This is a genomic window from Alphaproteobacteria bacterium LSUCC0684, assembly GCA_041228335.1.
Taxonomy (GTDB): domain Bacteria; phylum Pseudomonadota; class Alphaproteobacteria; order Puniceispirillales; family UBA1172.
This window is the reverse complement of record CP166130.1, coordinates 1,312,621-1,330,236: the sequence shown is the minus strand read 5'-3', so window position 1 is coordinate 1,330,236 and position 17,616 is coordinate 1,312,621. Positions and strand designations below refer to the sequence as shown.

Below are 17,616 nucleotides of genomic sequence, written 5' to 3'. Positions count from 1 at the left end.
GCTTTCCCCTCTCATTTCTTAAACCAAATGTTTTTCAATTTTATTTAGAAAGCCCTTGTAACTCGAAAAGAGGAAATCATGTGGGATGATCTGCAGTTGTTGTTGGTATGGGCGCCGGTCGTCAATATTCAGCTCATTTTGGAAGGCGTGTTCATCGGAGCTATCTTTGCCTTGAGCGCATATGGCCTGGCGCTTGTCTGGGGCGTGATGAATATCAAGAATCTGGCTCAGGGTGATTTCGTTATCCTCGGGGGGTATCTGGCCTTTGCGATGAATATGTACAACATCCCGCTTTTGATCATTCTGCCAATCATCATGATCATCATGTTTGTTTATGGCTGGGTGATTTATTTGCTGATGATCAAGCGTATTCTTGATCAGGATATGTTTGTTTCTCTTCTGGCCACCTTCGGCCTGTCGCTGGTGATGCAGCAGGTGATCAACCTGTTTTTTGGGCCGGAGGTGCAGACAATTGACATGCAGCTTCCTGTCTTTGAAGCGTTCGATAGCATGGTGACGGTCCCGTCATCCAAATTGCTTGCCCTTGGGCTGGCGGGGATCATCGCTTTTTGCGTGGTGCTTTTCATGAAGCGTTCCCGGATGGGTCAGTCCATCAGAGCGACAGCACAGGACCCGCGTGCGGCGCGCGTCCTTGGGATAAACACCGACCGGGTCTACGCTTTTACCTTTGCCTTTAATTCGGCATTATGCGGGGCGGCGGGCGTACTTGTCTCCATCATCTTTGTGATCCAGCCTTTCTATGGCATCACCTATTCCATGGGGTCATTCGCCATTGTCACGGCGGCAGGCCTTGGCAATCTGCCGGGGGTCATCGTATCGGCCTTTGGTATTGGACTCTTTACAAAATATTGTGGCTTTTTTGAATCCGCCCTCGAATATGCCGCCCCTGTAGGTGTGCTGCTTTCGGTACTTATGTGGAGACAAATTACGATGCGCCGTAACAGGCAGGTGGTACGATGAAAGAAAAACATTCACTTACAATCTACGGATCGCTGGCGGTTTTAGGCGTTTTGGGTCCAATCCTTTTCCCGGCCTACACGCTATCCATTGCTTTTTTGTGGGTTATGGTTCTGATGGCCTCGACCTGGGATACGCTCGGCGGCCAGATGGGGTATAATTCGCTTGGCAACATTACCTTCTTCGGGGTGGGTATGTATGTCTCGGCGATTGTGCAGATTTCTTTCTTCTATGAAGGTGGTGTCGGCGAATATACTTCGGCAATGGGGTCGATTAAGCCGGAATTCACCGATGCTGAATATTTTTGGGGTCTGTCACTTGGAATTCTGGCCGCAGGTCTTGTCGGGCTTTTGCTTTCACTCGTGTTCAGTTCCTTCATGTTCGGCCTGCGTGGACCGTATTTCGCCATCGGCTCGCTTGGTCTTGCCATTGCGGCTGCGGAAATAACCATAACCATCGACTATGTCGGTGGCCCATCTGGCATTCAGATGCCGTTGTTTCCCGGTGATATTGAGTTCAGATCAACCTTCTTTTACATAATTTGCTTTGCCTTCGCGATTGCCGCGCATTTCCTTCTTCGCTGGCTCTATTCAACGCAGTTCGGGCTGGCGATCAACGCCATCCGTGATGACGAGGATAAAGCCGAGGCCATGGGTATTCCCACCCTTGCCTATAAGCGAATCGGCTGGGCGATTGCGGCTTTCTTTATGGGCTGCATTGGTGCCGTTGTCGGTAATATGATCGGATTTATCGACAAGGAAGTTGCCTATCCTATTCCTACCTTTGGTATCTTCATGGTTGCATCGGCGTTGCTGGGCGGGAAGGGGACTCTCTGGGGGCCGGTTCTTGGTGCCATCATCTTCCATGTGATCAAGGATACGGCATGGACCCTTCTTCTTGGCTTCCAGTGGATCGCCCTTGGCTTGCTTCTGATTGTCAATATCGTCTATTTTCAGCAGGGCATCATGGGATGGTTGCAGACGAAATTCCCTGAAATGTTCGGCATAACCGTCGATACATCTTCACGCGAAGACATCAAGGGAGGTTGAGCCATGGCCCGCGATATTATTGAAGTCAGGAATGTTTCGAAATCCTTTGGCGGGGTCAGGGCGAATGTCGATATTTCGATGACGGTCAAGGAAGGATCGATCACCGGTATCATCGGCCCGAACGGATGCGGTAAATCCACCTTGTTCAATTCGATTGTCGGCTATCACCCGATTGATGAAGGGTCAATCAGTTTCGATGGCAGGGAAATATCGAAACTCCGCGTCGGGCCTATCGCCAGGCTTGGGTTGCTTCGTACCTTTCAGCAGACACGCATTTATTCTGAGATGAATTGCGTGGACAATATGCAAATCTCGGTATCTCACCGGAAAGATGCCCGTGACGGGATTTTCGCCAGCCGCAAGGGGGAAATTCTGGAACGTGCCGAAAACCTGCTTGAGTTTGTCGGCCTCTATTCGAAACGGAACCTTATTTCAGGCGATCTTTCCTTCGGCCAGCAGAAACTGCTTGAATTTGCGATGGCATTGATGAACGAGCCGAAAGTGCTGCTGCTTGATGAGCCAACAGCCGGGATCAACCCGACCCTGATCAACGGTCTTATTGACCGTCTCAAACGGGCGAACGAGGAGCTGGGGATCACCCTTTGTGTGATTGAACACAACATGCGGGTGATCATGAACCTTGCTGAACATATCTACTGTCTGTCGAATGGTCACATGCTTGCCGATGGCAAGCCGGAAGACCTGCAGAATGATCAACGTGTTATCGATGCGTATCTGGGAGGCCATTGATGGCTGAAGCAAAGAAAAAAGCCGCCAAGAAATCATCCAGGAAAGCTGCCGCCAAGGCCAAGTCACGCCCTGCGGCCAAAAAGGCAGCTAAAAAATCAAAGAAGGCTGGCACAAGCAAGCCCACCAGCGGCTATGGTATGGGCAAGGTTGATGTGGTCATGTCCGTTGACCAGGTGGCGAAGGAAGCGGCCAGTATCGCGGTCAATGCCCCCACCATTGCCGAGCTTGAAGCGCTCACCGGCAACGATGTCTATATGACCATAGACAAACTCTGTGCCGGGTATGGCAAGATGCAGATCCTGCATGATTTCACCCTCAAGATCGGCCGGGGCCAGTCTCTCTGCCTGATCGGCCCGAACGGCGCGGGAAAATCAACGGTTCTGCACTCGATCTTTGGTTTTACCAATATCTTCTCCGGCAGTATCGTGGTCGATGGCAAGAATGTGACCAATCTCTCGCCGTCGCAGAAACTGGCGCAGGCCGGCATTGCCTATATCCTGCAGGATAAATCGGTCTTCCCGGGCATGACGGTTGAAGAAAACCTGCTGATGGGCGGTTTCCTCAAGAACAAGCCGGCCGAAGCGAAGGCCGCAGCAGAAATGGTGTTTGATAAATACAGCCGCCTTGCCGAACGTCGCGACAAGCCTGCCGGCGTTCTTTCAGGAGGGGAGCGGCGTCTTCTTGAAATCTCGCGTGCGCTGGTCATGGAGCCGAATGTTCTTCTGGTGGATGAGCCTTCTATCGGGCTTGAGCCGCGCTTTATCGACATGGTGTTCGAAATTCTTGACGATCTGCAGCGCAAAGATGGCAAGACCATCATCATGGTTGAGCAGAACGCCAAAAAAGGGCTGGAATTTGCCGATATAGGCTATGTGCTGGTATCTGGGGAAACCGCTATCGCTGATATTGGCAATGACCTCCTGAACAACCCGGAAGTCGGGCGGCTGTTCCTCGGCGGCTGACGCTTTATCCAATGATCAGATTGATGAGCGTGAGCACCACGCCACCGCCAAATGCGAGCCCGAATGCGGCGGTCAGATTGGCGCCCATGGCAAGCTCGCGCGACGATACCTCATAAAGTGTCGTGCAGGTGATGACCGAAAGAGAAGCAACCGAACTCATGGTCCCCGCCGCCCAGCCGATAAGATGCGACTGCATCAGCAGCGCCGGATCGGCATCGGATCCACTGCCGCTGAAAATAGACAAGAGAATGGTGCTGGAAATTACCGGATGAATGCCGATAACCGAAGCCAGCATCATGACAACCGGCGTCGTGATCAGCGCCACCCATGCAGGTGAGGCACTGGTGCTGAAATGCTCTAGGATCAATGCAACCCCGCCGGTGCGTGTCACAAGATAGCCGAGCAGCATTGCCGATGAAATGACCACAATATCATCCGCCGTGGATTTGAGTGATGTGGTCGTCTTCGCGAGTATCGATGATACATTGCCGGGGTGACGCAGGAACTGGATGAGGATAAGCAGGGGCATCACGGAAACCACGGCGGAAAGAGCCGTCAGTTTGAAGATGAGCGCCCCGCCAAGAACCGATACCAGCACCACCAGAAGCCTGAGTGAAACGGGCTTGAGGCAGATCAGCGAAGATCGCAGGATGGAGAGATTGAGCCCGGGCGTGAACGCAAACAGACAAGAGAGTGTAAACAAGAAGGAAATCAGCACCCCATACCCTATCGCAACCCAGGATGAATGGGCATCGATGAAACTCTGGCCAATCGCGAAAGCCACAAAAAACGGCGACCAGACCGCCGAGGAATTCATCCCCCGGAGGGCGGCGAGGGCGGCGGTCTTGCGGCGCTGAAGGCTGCTGTTTTCAGGCAGCGCGGCGGAAAGCATGGCAAAGGTGCCTGTATTGATGACGCCGCCAAAGGCATGACCGGCCAGCTGCAATCCTGCGGCCGAGGCTTCCGGCGGTAATTCCCCCAGGGCTTCTTGTGTCTTGCGCACCGACGGCATGGTCATGGCGGTATGTTTGACCAGCGCCATGGTGGGCACGAGCCCCGCGAAGATCAGCATGAATCGTCCGGCCCCTAGAAGTGTCTCATGATCAGGCATCGAGGGGATGATCAACACGCCGAGCAGCAGAAGAAAACTGATGATGATCAGGCTGTCTCTTTTCAGGTAGGGGAGGGTCAGCACGATATAGACGGTGAAGATCGTCACCCCGATGACGGAGATAGGCTCAAAATACCGGCCAAGCACGATCTGAAGCACCGCCGAAAGCCAGGCAAGGAGCAGCAGCCAGAACCGGAATATCTTCAGTTTTTCCATCATTACCCAAGCAATACCATGATAATGGAAATGGCCAGCATCAGTATGGCCAGCAACTCGATCCGGCTAACTGTTTCCTTGAAATAGAACAGCGACACGCCAATGGTGATCAAGAGCTCGATCTGCCCGACGGCACGAACCGGCGCAACCGCATGAAGGGTGAAGGCGGTGAACCAGGCGGCGGTTGCAACCGCACCAAAGAAACCCGCCCCGAAGGATTGCTTCCAGTGACGAAAACTTGCAACAAGCTCATGACGTGAGGAGACAAACATCCAGATACCCATCCCGAGTGTCTGAACCACCACCGCCATCGCACCGGTGAATCCGGCATTGAGGAGCCAGTCCCCGCCGTCGAGTTCCAGCACCGCTGCCTTGAAGAATACCGTCGACAACCCGAGGAAGGACCCGCTGGCAAGGCCGATCAGCGTCTGTGTTGAAAGAAGGGTGGCAATAAGCCCCTTTTCACGGAAATCCGCCTTGGCAAGCGAGAGCATCACCACGGCAACCGCGCCGAGGATAATGGCTGTTCCGGTCAGAACAGATACCACAACCCCAAGGATCAACGCTTCATAGATTGCCGCCTGCAGGACTTCGGTTTTGGAAAACGCCGTACCCGCAGCGAAGGTGCGGTGGGAGAAAAGACGGATCAGCAGGACGGTAAAAAGCACCTGCATCAGGCTTGCCAGCACAACCCAGAACCAGAACCCGGCATCAGGTACTGGCAAGGCAAGGCCGGTATAGGATTGATATCCAAGCACCCAGATCCAGGCAAAAGGCACGGCATAGGAAAACCGGATATAGCTTGCCCCGCTGTCACCGATCACCGGTTTCATCCGTTTCTGGATGGCGCTGCGGAACGTCTGGGCCACCGCCGCTATGATTGTAACGAACACCCAGGTTTCCAGCATGACGGAGATATCCAAGACCAAAAAGTGAAACTTATGAAAGGATACAACCAATTTCAGCTTGCGGTCATCCTTTATCTTGAATTGAAAGTGAATTACTTTCTGGCCTGTTGCCGGATAGGGGAGGGCGTGTCGCCACCGATCAGTTGTTCGACGTTTCCCGATGCATGTTAGTTGCTTCGGCGGCGGCGCGGATAAGTGCCATCGCCTTGTTGACGGTTTCCTCGAATTCCATGTCAGGCTTGCTGTCATAGACAATGCCGGCGCCTGCCTGGGCGTGCATCATCCCGTCTTTCAGAATGGCCGTCCGCAGTACAATGCAGGTATCCATATCACCATCGGCGGAAATATATCCGGCCGCACCACCGTAGGGGCCGCGACGGCATGGCTCAAGTTCATCAATGATTTCCATGGCCCTGATCTTGGGAGCACCGGAAACGGTGCCAGCGGGAAACCCAGCTTTCAGCGCATCAACAACATCCATATCGTCCCTGATCTCCCCTTCGACTTCGGAGGCGATATGCATCACATGGCTGTAGCGCTCGATGGTGAAACTGTCCACCAGCCTTACCGTTCCGGGTTTGGAGACCCTGCCTGTGTCGTTGCGGCCGAGATCAAGAAGCATCAGGTGTTCCGCGCGTTCCTTGATATCGGCAATGAGATCGGATGCGTGATTTGCGTCCTCTTCCGGGGTTTTCCCGCGCGGGCGCGTGCCGGCGATGGGACGTATCGTGACCTTGCCATCACGGAGACGGACCAGAATTTCCGGGCTTGATCCGACGAGCGACATATCCTTCATGTTGAAAAGGATGAGGAAAGGCGAAGGATTGAGCCGTCTGAGCGCGCGATAAAGGCTGATTGGCGGCAGGGTGAAGGGAACGGAAAACCGCTGCGAAAGCACGACCTGAAAGATATCACCAGCCTTGATGTATTCGACCGCTTTTTTCACCATACCAAGGAAGGTGGGCTTTTCCACATTAGAGGTATATTCCGGCAGAGGACCGGTGGTCTCAATTTTCTCTTCCTGGTTGAGCGGCGTGTTCAGCGCCTCAACCGTTGAAGAAAGCCGCTCATAGGCTCTGTCCCAGCTGTCTTCCGCTGATCCGGTTTCAGTCTTGCGGATGGGGGTGCAGATCGTCATTTCATCCTTGAGGCGGTCAAAAATCACCACGATCTGTGGCCGCATCAGCATGGCATTGGGGGCGTTGATCGTATCGGGATTGCTGATGGGGATACGTTCCATGAACTGGATCATCTCATACCCGAAATAGCCGAAAAGCCCGGCCGACATGGGCGGCAGATTTGCCGGTATATCAAGGGAAGATTCCTCGATCAGCTCCCTCAGGGAGGCAAAAGGATCATCAGAAGTTGAACCCATCTTCTCACCATCGGGGGTGAGCCGGTGGGCGCTGGTTTCATCGCATGTCCAGATCAGGTCCGGGTCAAGCGCAATGACCGAAAACCTGCCCCGGACATTGCCGCCCTCCACCGATTCCAGAAGACAGGAATAGGGCTGATCTGCGCCAAGCTTTATCATGGCCGAGACAGGTGTCTCAAGGTCAGCCACCAGCTGGGTGAACATGATGGTCCCGTGGCTGGTATCGCTCAGCACATGGTGTATCTGATCACGGCTGGGGGTAACCTGCATCAGTTTCCTGACCCGAGAAGAAGCTGCTGGACGCTGGTGATATTCACGTCAATGTCATGAATACCGTTAAGGCCATTGGCAAGGGTGAACTCGACCCCCTGGGCCACAGATTCACCAAGATTTGCCTGGAACCGCTCGGTTTCGGCGCGAACCGCATCTTCATCGGCCGGGGTGACAGCCTCCACCATGATGACAATCGCCGCCCTGCCGGTTTCGATATAGCTGGTTTCGTCAACCTCAAGGGTAAAGGCCTCATTGGCGATGAGCCGGGCATCGGCATTATCGAAACCGACCCCGTCGCGGCGCATCGGCGTGCTGGTTTCAAGGGATATTCCAGCCTTTCTTGCCGCCTCCTTCGGGTCGGTTGCGCTTGAAATCATCTCGGCTTTCTCGCGGGCGTTGCGGATCGCGGTTTCAAGGCGCATCGCTTCGATGGCCCGGATACGGACTTCGGCCAGATCACGTGGACGCTTTTCTTCTTCACGATCAAGACGCAGGACAAAGAATGTATCTGCATTGGCTTCTTCAACCAGCCCGTCCTGTCCCGGCTCCGCCGTCCAGACCGACTGGCGGAAAAGCGTGTCACCGGCAATCCCATCTAGGGTATTGCCGTCTATATCGCGGCCGTTGCGGTCCATGCCGGCGATGATGACAAGTTCCGCATCCGAGGATTTTGCCGCTTCCTCGATGGTGGCGCCGCTTGCCAGGGCATCTTCAAGGCTGGCAACACGCTGATAGACAAGATCGGTGGCTTGTTCACGCTTGAGTTCATCTTCAAGCTCCGCGCGGACATCATCGAGCGAAAGCACCGTTGCAGGCGTGACGCTTTCCACGAGAATGAGATGATGGCCAAGGGCGGTCTTGACCGGCCCGGCCCACTGGCCTTCGCTTGCGGAAAAGGCCGCCTCGGCCAGTTCTTCGGTGAGATCATCACGGCTGAGGGTGCCGAGGTCTGTATCATCCCCGTCAAGGCTTAGCATGTCTTTGGCGATCGCCGTGAATTCTTCGCCGCCATCAAGCCGTGAGCGGGCGGTGTCAGCATCACCGGCATCGGTAAAGATCATCTGGCGGAGTTTGCGTTCTTCCGGGGAGCGGTAGGTATCAATCCGGCTTTCATACGCGTCGTTGAGGCTCGCATCCGAAAGGGTCACCTTTTCCATCAGCACATCCGGCGACAGGACGGCCGCGGTTACATATCTGAGATCAGGGCTGTCAAAGCCTGAACTGTTTTCCGCATACCAGGCATTGAGCTCCGCCTCGCCCGGCGCCGGAACGGCGTCGATATCAACCGGAATATTGCCGACCGCAACGACACGATGCTCAAGCCGCCAGCGGGCCAGCTCTTCCGAAATCGAAGCAGGGTAGACAATCCCGATATTCAGTGCCGTCAGGACCTGATCCCGCATCAGCGCGTCATTGATATATTCAAGATACCGGGTTTCGGTCAGGCCGGCCCGGCTGAGCGCATCCTGAAATCGGATGACGCTGAACTGCCCGGCATCGTCGAGGAAAGCCGTTTCACGCCCGAGGGTATCTTTCTGCATCTTGCGGGTGACGGCAAGACCGATACGCTCACCTTCGGCCACGAAAAGGGCGCGGCGGGCCATTTCGGAGACGATATTGTTGAGCAGCCCCGAGGCGATGGCTTCGCTGTTGTTTGCACCGGGAAAATAGGTCCGGCGGGAGCGATCGAATTCTTCGGCAACCTTGAGCGGGGTGACATTGACATCGCCGATGCGGATCGCGCTGTCGCTTGTTGAAACAGCCCGGAACACATCACCAATACCCCACATGGCAAAGCCAACGGCAAGGGTGATGAGAAAAATACGCATGGGAAGAGATTTGGCGCCGGTGCGAAGAGAATTGAGCATGGAGTGACCCGTTGTCTTTCCTGGAATTGATAGAGATATTCTTCGTAAAACCTACCTAGCATGGCTGGCGCGTCAAGTCACGCGCAAGGGAGACTGAATGCATGTTTTGTTTCATCTTCTGCCCCCTTCCATCCGCGGGTGGTTTTCTGCCGGTTTTTTTGATAGACAAATAAACATAAAGGCAATGAGGGCAGTCATGATAATTGCAGGCAACTGGAAAATGAACATGAACCGTCAGGACAGCGCAGGGCTGATGGCGGATCTGGCGGCGTATCAGCGCGAGGCGGCAAAGCAGGTAAACATGATCGTCTTCCCGCCTGCGGTGCTGATTGATACTGTCGTTGCGGCAAATTATTCAGGTCAGATCGCTGTTGGCGGGCAGGACTGCCACGCCAGCCTTTCCGGCGCGCATACAGGAGATATAGCCGCCCCGATGCTGGTGGAGGCGGGATGCAGCTGGGTGCTCACCGGTCATTCCGAAAGGCGGGCTGATCACGGCGAGACGAGCGCGGATGTGGCAGCAAAGGCAGGTCAGGCGGTCTCTTGCGGCCTCAAGGCCATGATCTGTGTCGGCGAAACCCTTGCAGAAAGGGAAAGCGGTGCCGCCAATGACGTGGTTGAAACCCAGGTCATCTCTTCGCTTCCCGAAGGGGTGGCGGCATCTTCCGTTGCTGTCGCTTATGAACCTGTATGGGCTATCGGCACCGGCAAGGTCGCCAGCCCCGGGGATATCGAACTCATGCACGCGCATATCCGCGCGGTGCTCTGTTCTGTCTCATCGGAATACCGGGATGTGCCGATACTTTACGGCGGCTCGGTCAAGCCGGACAATGCCGCTGATATTTTCAGCCTGCCGGAGGTGGGCGGGGCGCTGGTTGGCGGGGCCAGCCTGAAAGCAGCGGATTTCATTGCAATCGCCCGGGCGGCAGAGGGCCGCTGATTTTACTGGCATTGACGCGGTGGATTGGCTATAACCGCCCGAGATTACAGGAGTTTCCATCATGATGACGATCATGCTGACCATTCATATCATCATTGCTGTTTCGCTTGTTGCCGTTGTGTTGCTTCAGCGCAGCGAAGGCGGCGGGCTTGGCATCGGCGGCGGCGGCCAGGGTGGCGGCTTCATGACGGCGCGCGGGACGGCAAACATGATGACGCGCCTGACAGCTATTCTGGCGGCATGTTTCTTTGTAACATCGATCGTGCTGGCGATTCTTTCCGGTGTCGACCGCAACGCCCCTTCAGTTATTGATGAGGTCATTCAGGAGAATTCATCAGTGCCTGCAATCCCTGCTGTACCAAGCGTTCCGACAGATCAGTAAAAAAACTTAAAATTAAGTCTCCCCGTTTGCCTTATCCTCTGATATAGGATACGTCCATGCCTCGTTTTGTTTTTATTACCGGCGGTGTGGTTTCCTCTCTAGGAAAGGGGCTGGCATCCGCAGCTCTCGGATCCCTGCTTCAGGCACGCGGATACAAGGTTCGTCTCCGCAAACTTGACCCATATCTCAATGTTGACCCGGGCACCATGTCGCCGACCCAGCATGGCGAAGTCTTTGTGACGGATGACGGCGCGGAAACGGATCTCGATCTCGGCCATTACGAGAGATTTACCGGCGTCCATGCCCGCAAGACAGATAATGTGACAACGGGGAAGATCTATTCCGACGTGCTGGCCCGGGAAAGGCGAGGGGATTATCTCGGGGCGACGATACAGGTCATCCCGCATGTTACCAACGCCATCAAGGAATTCGTTCTTGCCGATGTCGAGGAGGAGGATTTTGTCCTCTGTGAGATTGGGGGAACGGTGGGGGATATTGAATCCCTGCCGTTTCTGGAGGCGATCCGCCAGCTTGGCAATGAGTTGGGCCGGGGCAAGACATGTTTTCTGCATGTGACGTTGCTTCCTTATATTGCCGTTGCAGGTGAGTTGAAGACCAAACCGACCCAGCATTCGGTCAAGGAGCTGCAATCCGTCGGTATCCAGCCTGATATCCTTCTTTGTCGGACGCAGCAGGAAATTCCCCGCGAACAGCGTGAGAAAATCGCACTTTTCTGTAATGTCAGGCCAGAAGCGGTCATCAATGGCTGTGATGCCGAAAGCATCTATCATGTGCCGCTGATGTACCACAAGGAAGGTCTTGATATGGAGATCTGCCGGCATTTTGATCTGCCGCTGAACGCGCCGGATCTCAGCGTCTGGCAGCATATCGCCGATCGGATGCAGAACCCCGAAGGCGAAGTCAATATCGCGGTGGTGGGGAAATACACAAGCCTCCTGGACAGCTACAAGTCCCTTGCCGAAGCGCTGGTGCATGGTGGCCTTCACAACAAGGTCAAGGTCAATCTCGAATGGGTGGATAGCGAATTGCTCGAAACCGCTGAAAACCCAATCCACTTGCTCGAAAATGCCGATGGAATTCTGGTGCCGGGTGGTTTCGGTGAGCGCGGATCAGAAGGCAAGATCAAGGCCATCACCTTTGCCCGGGAAAAGAACCTTCCTTTCCTCGGGATCTGCTTCGGGATGCAGATGGCCGTGATTGAGGCGGCACGCAATCTTGCCGGGCTTCCCGGGGCAAGTTCAACGGAATTCGGCCCGACCGATGAGCCGCTTGTCGGCCTGATGACCGAATGGACACGCGGCAATGCACGCGAAACCCGGGGACAGGATGATGATCTGGGCGGCACGATGCGCCTCGGGTCCTATGACTGCGTTCTGGGGGCGGATACCCTTGCCCTGTCGCTTTACGGCAAGACATCTATTCAGGAACGTCACCGCCACCGGTATGAAGTGAACATCAATTATCGGGATCAGCTTGAAGCCACGGGGCTGAGCTTCAGCGGCCTGTCACCGGACGGGGTGCTGCCTGAAATTGTCGAGCGCAAGGATCATCCGTTTTTCATTGGAGTTCAGTTTCATCCCGAGTTAAAATCAAAGCCGTTCGATCCGCATCCCATTTTCCGGGGGTTCATCAGCGCGGCAAGGGATCGATCCCGTCTCGTCTGAAACCTGCTAGATCAACCTGAACAGGCAAATCATGGCGCAACACAAGACTCTTTCCATTGGCCCGGTTGTCTGCGGCAACACCTCTCCGCTCATGCTTATCGCCGGTCCGTGCTCCATCGAAAGCCGGGACCACGCGCTCGACATGGCCTCGGCGCTGGTGGAGATCTGTGCTGATCTCGGGATCGGGTTCATCTACAAATCCTCATTTGACAAGGCAAACCGGACCTCGATCAGATCAAGGCGCGGGGTTGGCCTTGAAGAAGGGCTCAAGATACTCGAAGCGGTGCGCGCGTCGCTTTCCGTCCCTGTTCTTACCGATGTTCACCTGCCGGATCACTGCGATGAAGTCGGTGCGGTGGTGGATGTGCTCCAGATACCGGCGTTTCTCTGTCGGCAGACCGATCTTCTGATCGCGGCGGCAAAAACCGGGCGCGCGGTCAATATCAAGAAAGGTCAGTTTCTGGCCCCATGGGACATGGATCATGTCGCCGCCAAGGTTGAAGATGCCGGCAACACCAATATCATGCTGACGGAACGTGGCACCAGTTTCGGCTATAATACGCTTGTCTCGGATATGCGCAGTCTGCCGCGCATGGCGGCAACCGGCTGGCCGGTGATTTTCGATGCCACCCATTCGGTCCAGCAGCCGGGCGGGCTTGGCGGCGCCTCCGGCGGACAGCGCGAATTCGTGCCGGTGCTGGCGCGGGCGGCGGTGGCGGTCGGTGTGGCGGGGCTTTTCATCGAAACCCACCAGGATCCGGATACAGCGCCATCCGATGGCCCGAATATGGTGCCGCTCAATGAGATGAGGGCGCTTCTTTCATCGCTGGTCGCGCTTGATCAGGTGGTTAAACATGGGGGCGGCAAGCCCTGAAGGAGTTGAGGGAAGATCATGGCAACAATCAGAGACGTCAGGGCAAGGCAGATATTTGATTCCCGCGGCAATCCGACGGTGGAAGTCGAGGTGGAACTGGGTGATGGTGCCCTCGGTCGTGCCGCCGTTCCCTCCGGTGCATCAACAGGCGCGTATGAGGCCGTGGAGCGCCGTGATGGCGGAAGCGCGTATAACGGCAAGGGCGTCACCGGGGCGGTTGAAGCGGTCAATACCGAAATCTTTTCCATTCTTTCCGGGCGCGATGCCACCGATCAGCAGGGGCTGGATCAGGACATGATCGAGCTTGACGGAACGGAGAACAAGGCACGTCTCGGGGCCAATGCAATCCTTGGGGCGAGCCTTGCTATTGCAAGGGCGGCGGCGATCTCGACCGGCCAGCCGCTCTGGCGCTATATCGGCGGGGTTCATGCTCACCTGATGCCAACGCCGATGATGAACATTCTCAACGGCGGTGCCCATGCCGACAACGCGCTGGATATCCAGGAAGTGATGATCATGCCTGTTGGCGCGCCCAGCTTTACCGAAGCTCTGCGCGCAGGTGCGGAAGTGTTTCACGCGCTCAAAGGTCTTCTGCATGATGCGGGCCTCTCGACGGCGGTCGGGGATGAGGGCGGATTTGCCCCGGCGATCGGCAGCACGTCCGAAGCGCTTGATTATGTCATGAAAGCCATCGAGCTGGCCGGACGCAGGCCCGGGGATGATGTCATCATTGCGCTTGATGCCGCCTCAACCGAATTCTGCAAGGATGGCGCCTATCATCTGGCAGGTGAAGGAAAAAAACTTGATACCGATGGAATGATTTCCTACTGGCAGGATCTGGCGGCGCGCTATCCCATTCGGTCGATCGAGGACCCGCTCGATGAAGATGACTGGGCTGGTTTTACCAACCTGACCGCGAAGATGGGGGAGGTGGTCCAGCTGGTTGGGGATGATCTCTTCGTCACCAATCCGAAGCGTCTCGCCCGGGGTATTGCGGAAAACGCAGGCAACGCGATCCTGATCAAGGTCAACCAGATCGGCACGCTGACGGAAACCCTTGATGCCATCGCCATGGCCGGGAATGCCGGTTTCGGGGTTGTCATATCGCACCGGTCCGGGGAAACCGAAGACAGTTTTATCGCTGATCTTGCTGTTGCTACCAATGCCGGGCAGATCAAGACCGGTTCCATGTCGCGCTCGGACCGGATGGCCAAATACAACCAGCTCCTGCGCATCGAGGAATCCCTCGGTCGCAACGCCCGATATCACGGGGCGATCCGTTAAGAGGATTTGGCGAAAGCACTTGACCCATCTCATGCCTTATGATTCACTTAATCTTGCGAATCGTTACAAATACACGATTCGCAGGTTTATGGAGGCTTTCATGGGGCGCGCAGCTTCTACCCGTCTTCGGGTATTCGGTTTCTGGGTACTGACCTTTTTCATTGCAGGTTATTTTACGGTACACGGGCTCGGGCTCGGCAATGAGCGCGGGGTGCTGACCATCGACAAGCTTAACCATGATATTGTTGATGCCCGGGCGCGGCTGGCGGATCTCGTGACGGAACGTGCGTGGCTTGAACATAAGGTCAAACTCGTCTCCCGGGATCAGATCGATGCGGATATTCTTGGTGAGCTCGCCAGGAAAGAAGGTGGTCTTTATGCCCCCGATGAAATCGTCATTGAGTTTAACTAGTTTAAGTTAACATACCTTAACTTATTGTTTTTAATAAATTAAAAAAGGTTGTAAATTATATCTTTTCAGGCATTCTGTAGTGGTGTTGTGCTACAGGAGGCCAGATCATGGCACGTTCAACCTCACCATCCAGAACTACCGCCAAAAAAGCGATCAAACGCAACCCGGGACGACCGGCAAAATCGTCCCAACTGCCGGAACCTGATGAGAAAACCCTTCTTCATCTTTATGAGCAGATGCTGCTGATCCGCCGGTTTGAAGAAAAGGCAGGTCAGCTCTATGGCATGGGGCAGATCGGCGGCTTCTGTCATCTCTATATCGGGCAGGAAGCCGTTGTTGTCGGCATGCAGTCGGTGGCGGACCCGAAGGATACGGTGGTCACCTCCTATCGTGATCATGGTCATATGCTGGCCTGCGGCATGGATGCCAACGGCGTCATGGCCGAACTCACGGGCAGGTCAGGCGGATATTCCCGCGGCAAGGGCGGCTCGATGCATATGTTCAGCCGGGAGAAGAATTTCTTTGGCGGGCATGGAATTGTCGGTGCCCAGGTGCCCATCGGGATCGGGCTTGCTTTCGCCCACCGGTATCGTGGCAGTGACGCGGTGTCGATGACCTATCTTGGCGATGGCGCGATCAACCAGGGGCAGGTCTATGAAAGTTTCAACATGGCCGCACTTTGGCAGTTGCCGGTGATCTTTGTCATTGAAAACAACCAGTACGGGATGGGCACGTCGGTTGCGCGTGCGGCAGCTGGCCGGGCGCTGGCGGATCGCGGCAAGGCCTACGGGATTCCGGGGATGCAGGTAGACGGCATGGATGTGCTGGCGGTGCGCACCGCCGGGGCTGAGGCCATTGCCCATTGCCGTGAAGGCAAGGGGCCTTATATTCTCGAGATGCAGACCTACCGCTATCGCGGGCATTCCATGAGCGACCCGGCCAAATACCGCACCCGGGAAGAAGTGGACGCCATGCGCAAGCAGCGTGATCCTCTTGACCAGCTCAAGGAACGGCTTGTCCGAAACGGCGTCAGCGATGAAAAACTTCGGGAAATGGACGCCAGGGTGAAGGCGGTGGTGACGGAATCCGCCGATTTTGCAATGAAGAGCCCTGAGCCGGATCCCGCCGAACTCTGGACCGATATTCTCATCGAAGGAGCCGCAGAATGAGCAGTCAGGTAACCATGCCGGCGCTGTCGCCGACCATGACCGAGGGCAAACTGACGAAATGGCTGGTCAACGAGGGCGATACCGTCCGTTCCGGCGACGTCATCGCTGAAATTGAAACCGACAAGGCGGTGATGGAAGTCGAGGCGCTTGATGACGGCATCCTTACCTCCATCGCGGTGGCAGAAGGAACCGAAGGCGTTGCCGTCGGCACGGTCATCGCCATGATCACGGGGGAGGGGGAGACAGCGGAAACCGCCCCTTCGTCCCCACCGGCAAAATCCGCCGCAAAAGAAGAAGCCGTGACGGCCGGGCCCGCAGCCTCATCCGCTCCGGCTCCAAAGCCTCAGGCTGCGGCCGTGGCGGCTGAACCGGTTGCCAGCGGCGCCAGCCATTCCATGACGGTTCGGGAAGCGTTGCGCGATGCCATGGCAGAAGAGATGCGCCACGATGAACGTGTCTTTGTCATGGGCGAAGAGGTGGGCCAGTATCAGGGCGCCTACAAGGTCACGCAGGGTCTTCTGGATGAATTCGGCCCGCGCCGCGTCGTCGACACCCCGATCACCGAAATGGGTTTCGCCGGGCTTGGTGTCGGGGCGGCGTTCGGTGATCTGCGTCCGGTAATTGAATTCATGACCTTCAACTTCGCCATGCAGGCGATTGACCAGATCATCAATTCCGCCGCCAAGACCTTGTACATGTCAGGTGGCCAGATGGGATGCCCGATCGTCTTCAGGGGGCCGAACGGCGCCGCGTCACGGGTGGCGGCCCAGCATTCGCAATGCTACGCCAGCTGGTATGCCCATTGCCCGGGGCTCAAGGTTGTTGCGCCCTGGTCGGCGTCGGATGCCAAGGGGCTGCTCAAATCAGCCATCAGGGATCCAAATCCGGTGATCTTCCTTGAGAATGAGGTTCTCTACGGCCAGAGTTTCGATGTGCCGGATGACAAGGACTGGCTCATCCCCATCGGCAAGGCGAATATTGTCCGGCCTGGCTCGGATATCACGATCACTGCTTTTTCCATCATGGTGGGAAAGGCGCTTGAAGCGGCGGAAATTCTTGCTCGTGAGGGGATTGAAGCGGAAGTGATTGACCTGCGCTCACTCCGGCCGCTGGATCATGAAACGATCATGCAGTCGGTCCGCAAGACCAACCGCATGGTGTCCTGCGAAGAAGGGTTCCCGTTTGCCGGGATCGGGGCGGAACTGATCGCGCAGGTGAACGAACAGGCCTTCGATTATCTCGATGCCCCGGTGGAACGGGTGACCGGCAAGGATGTGCCCATGCCCTATGCCGCCAATCTCGAAGCACTGGCGCTGCCGCAGGTGGAGGATATAGTCCGCGCCGCCCGGAAAGCCTGTTATCGCGGGAAGGAGTCCTGAT

Annotated in this window: 16 protein-coding genes; 12 read left to right on the top strand and 4 right to left on the bottom strand. The window is 55.9% G+C overall.

What is annotated here, in order from left to right:
* The first annotated feature begins 78 nt into the window (after window positions 1–78).
* The 4 genes from AB8880_06260 to AB8880_06245 all read left to right on the top strand — a co-directional run bounded on the left by AB8880_06260 (window position 79) and on the right by AB8880_06245 (window position 3,739).
* Window positions 79–981, top strand: a complete 903-nt coding sequence (locus AB8880_06260) for a branched-chain amino acid ABC transporter permease (protein XDZ66981.1) — start codon at window positions 79–81, stop codon at window positions 979–981.
* A 113-nt stretch (window positions 982–1,094) separates the two neighbouring features.
* Window positions 1,095–2,027, top strand: a complete 933-nt coding sequence (locus AB8880_06255; GenBank protein XDZ66980.1) for a branched-chain amino acid ABC transporter permease — start codon at window positions 1,095–1,097, stop codon at window positions 2,025–2,027.
* 3 nt (window positions 2,028–2,030) lie between these two features.
* A complete protein-coding gene (locus AB8880_06250; GenBank protein XDZ66979.1) occupies window positions 2,031–2,777 on the top strand; it encodes an ABC transporter ATP-binding protein in 747 nt (248 codons plus the stop codon).
* Complete coding sequence (locus tag AB8880_06245) at window positions 2,777–3,739, top strand: ABC transporter ATP-binding protein (protein ID XDZ66978.1); 963 nt, start codon at window positions 2,777–2,779, stop codon at window positions 3,737–3,739. Before AB8880_06250 ends, AB8880_06245 begins: the two co-directional genes overlap by 1 nt.
* 4 nt (window positions 3,740–3,743) lie before the next feature.
* On the opposite strand, the gene AB8880_06240 is transcribed toward AB8880_06245, so the two are convergent.
* From AB8880_06240 to AB8880_06225, 4 genes are all read right to left on the bottom strand, one after another.
* Complete coding sequence (locus tag AB8880_06240) at window positions 3,744–5,069, bottom strand: hypothetical protein (GenBank protein XDZ66977.1); 1,326 nt, start codon at window positions 5,067–5,069, stop codon at window positions 3,744–3,746.
* Window positions 5,069–5,974, bottom strand: a complete 906-nt coding sequence (locus AB8880_06235; GenBank protein ID XDZ66976.1) for a hypothetical protein — start codon at window positions 5,972–5,974, stop codon at window positions 5,069–5,071. Before AB8880_06235 ends, AB8880_06240 begins: the two co-directional genes overlap by 1 nt.
* A gap of 139 nt (window positions 5,975–6,113) precedes the next feature.
* Entirely contained in the window at window positions 6,114–7,619 is a 1,506-nt protein-coding gene (gene trpE, locus AB8880_06230) for an anthranilate synthase component I (protein XDZ66975.1), read from the bottom strand.
* A complete protein-coding gene (locus AB8880_06225) occupies window positions 7,619–9,490 on the bottom strand; it encodes a peptidyl-prolyl cis-trans isomerase (GenBank protein ID XDZ66974.1) in 1,872 nt (623 codons plus the stop codon). Before AB8880_06225 ends, trpE begins: the two co-directional genes overlap by 1 nt.
* A gap of 196 nt (window positions 9,491–9,686) precedes the next feature.
* Between AB8880_06225 and tpiA the strand changes: the two genes are divergently transcribed.
* The 8 genes from tpiA (at window position 9,687) to AB8880_06185 (ending at window position 17,615) form a co-directional block, all read left to right on the top strand.
* The gene (tpiA, locus tag AB8880_06220) at window positions 9,687–10,430 is read left to right on the top strand and encodes a triose-phosphate isomerase (GenBank protein XDZ66973.1); all 744 of its coding nucleotides are present in this window, start codon (window positions 9,687–9,689) and stop codon (window positions 10,428–10,430) included.
* A gap of 61 nt (window positions 10,431–10,491) precedes the next feature.
* Complete coding sequence (secG, locus tag AB8880_06215) at window positions 10,492–10,812, top strand: preprotein translocase subunit SecG (protein XDZ66972.1); 321 nt, start codon at window positions 10,492–10,494, stop codon at window positions 10,810–10,812.
* Between the two features lie 56 nt (window positions 10,813–10,868).
* Window positions 10,869–12,497, top strand: coding sequence for a CTP synthase (locus AB8880_06210; protein XDZ66971.1), 1,629 nt, complete (start codon window positions 10,869–10,871; stop codon window positions 12,495–12,497).
* Window positions 12,498–12,528: 31 nt separating this feature from the next.
* Window positions 12,529–13,371, top strand: coding sequence for a 3-deoxy-8-phosphooctulonate synthase (gene kdsA / locus AB8880_06205; GenBank protein XDZ66970.1), 843 nt, complete (start codon window positions 12,529–12,531; stop codon window positions 13,369–13,371).
* 18 nt (window positions 13,372–13,389) lie between these two features.
* Window positions 13,390–14,655, top strand: a complete 1,266-nt coding sequence (gene eno / locus AB8880_06200; protein ID XDZ66969.1) for a phosphopyruvate hydratase — start codon at window positions 13,390–13,392, stop codon at window positions 14,653–14,655.
* Window positions 14,656–14,755: 100 nt separating this feature from the next.
* Window positions 14,756–15,067 carry a septum formation initiator family protein gene (locus AB8880_06195; protein XDZ66968.1) on the top strand — a complete coding sequence of 104 codons (312 nt, stop codon included), beginning with the start codon at window positions 14,756–14,758 and terminating at the stop codon, window positions 15,065–15,067.
* Between the two features lie 107 nt (window positions 15,068–15,174).
* A complete protein-coding gene (gene pdhA, locus AB8880_06190; protein ID XDZ66967.1) occupies window positions 15,175–16,236 on the top strand; it encodes a pyruvate dehydrogenase (acetyl-transferring) E1 component subunit alpha in 1,062 nt (353 codons plus the stop codon).
* Window positions 16,233–17,615: a pyruvate dehydrogenase complex E1 component subunit beta gene (locus AB8880_06185; GenBank protein XDZ66966.1), complete on the top strand. Its 1,383-nt coding sequence runs from the start codon at window positions 16,233–16,235 to the stop codon at window positions 17,613–17,615. Before pdhA ends, AB8880_06185 begins: the two co-directional genes overlap by 4 nt.
* The last annotated feature ends 1 nt before the right edge of the window (window position 17,616 follow it).

Excerpts from the sequence above, each read along its gene's own strand:
- AB8880_06260 (XDZ66981.1), top strand. The coding sequence starts at position 79 with ATGTGGGATGATCTGCAGTTGTTGTTGGTATGGGCGCCGGTCGTCAAT.
- AB8880_06255 (XDZ66980.1), top strand. The coding sequence starts at position 1,095 with ATGGCCTCGACCTGGGATACGCTCGGCGGCCAGATGGGGTATAATTCG.
- AB8880_06250 (XDZ66979.1), top strand. The coding sequence starts at position 2,031 with ATGGCCCGCGATATTATTGAAGTCAGGAATGTTTCGAAATCCTTTGGC.
- AB8880_06245 (XDZ66978.1), top strand. The coding sequence starts at position 2,777 with ATGGCTGAAGCAAAGAAAAAAGCCGCCAAGAAATCATCCAGGAAAGCT.
- AB8880_06240 (XDZ66977.1), bottom strand. The coding sequence starts at position 5,069 with ATGATGGAAAAACTGAAGATATTCCGGTTCTGGCTGCTGCTCCTTGCC.
- AB8880_06235 (XDZ66976.1), bottom strand. The coding sequence starts at position 5,974 with ATGCTGGAAACCTGGGTGTTCGTTACAATCATAGCGGCGGTGGCCCAG.
- trpE (XDZ66975.1), bottom strand. The coding sequence starts at position 7,619 with ATGCAGGTTACCCCCAGCCGTGATCAGATACACCATGTGCTGAGCGAT.
- AB8880_06225 (XDZ66974.1), bottom strand. The coding sequence starts at position 9,490 with ATGCTCAATTCTCTTCGCACCGGCGCCAAATCTCTTCCCATGCGTATT.
- tpiA (XDZ66973.1), top strand. The coding sequence starts at position 9,687 with ATGATAATTGCAGGCAACTGGAAAATGAACATGAACCGTCAGGACAGC.
- secG (XDZ66972.1), top strand. The coding sequence starts at position 10,492 with ATGATGACGATCATGCTGACCATTCATATCATCATTGCTGTTTCGCTT.
- AB8880_06210 (XDZ66971.1), top strand. The coding sequence starts at position 10,869 with ATGCCTCGTTTTGTTTTTATTACCGGCGGTGTGGTTTCCTCTCTAGGA.
- kdsA (XDZ66970.1), top strand. The coding sequence starts at position 12,529 with ATGGCGCAACACAAGACTCTTTCCATTGGCCCGGTTGTCTGCGGCAAC.
- eno (XDZ66969.1), top strand. The coding sequence starts at position 13,390 with ATGGCAACAATCAGAGACGTCAGGGCAAGGCAGATATTTGATTCCCGC.
- AB8880_06195 (XDZ66968.1), top strand. The coding sequence starts at position 14,756 with ATGGGGCGCGCAGCTTCTACCCGTCTTCGGGTATTCGGTTTCTGGGTA.
- pdhA (XDZ66967.1), top strand. The coding sequence starts at position 15,175 with ATGGCACGTTCAACCTCACCATCCAGAACTACCGCCAAAAAAGCGATC.
- AB8880_06185 (XDZ66966.1), top strand. The coding sequence starts at position 16,233 with ATGAGCAGTCAGGTAACCATGCCGGCGCTGTCGCCGACCATGACCGAG.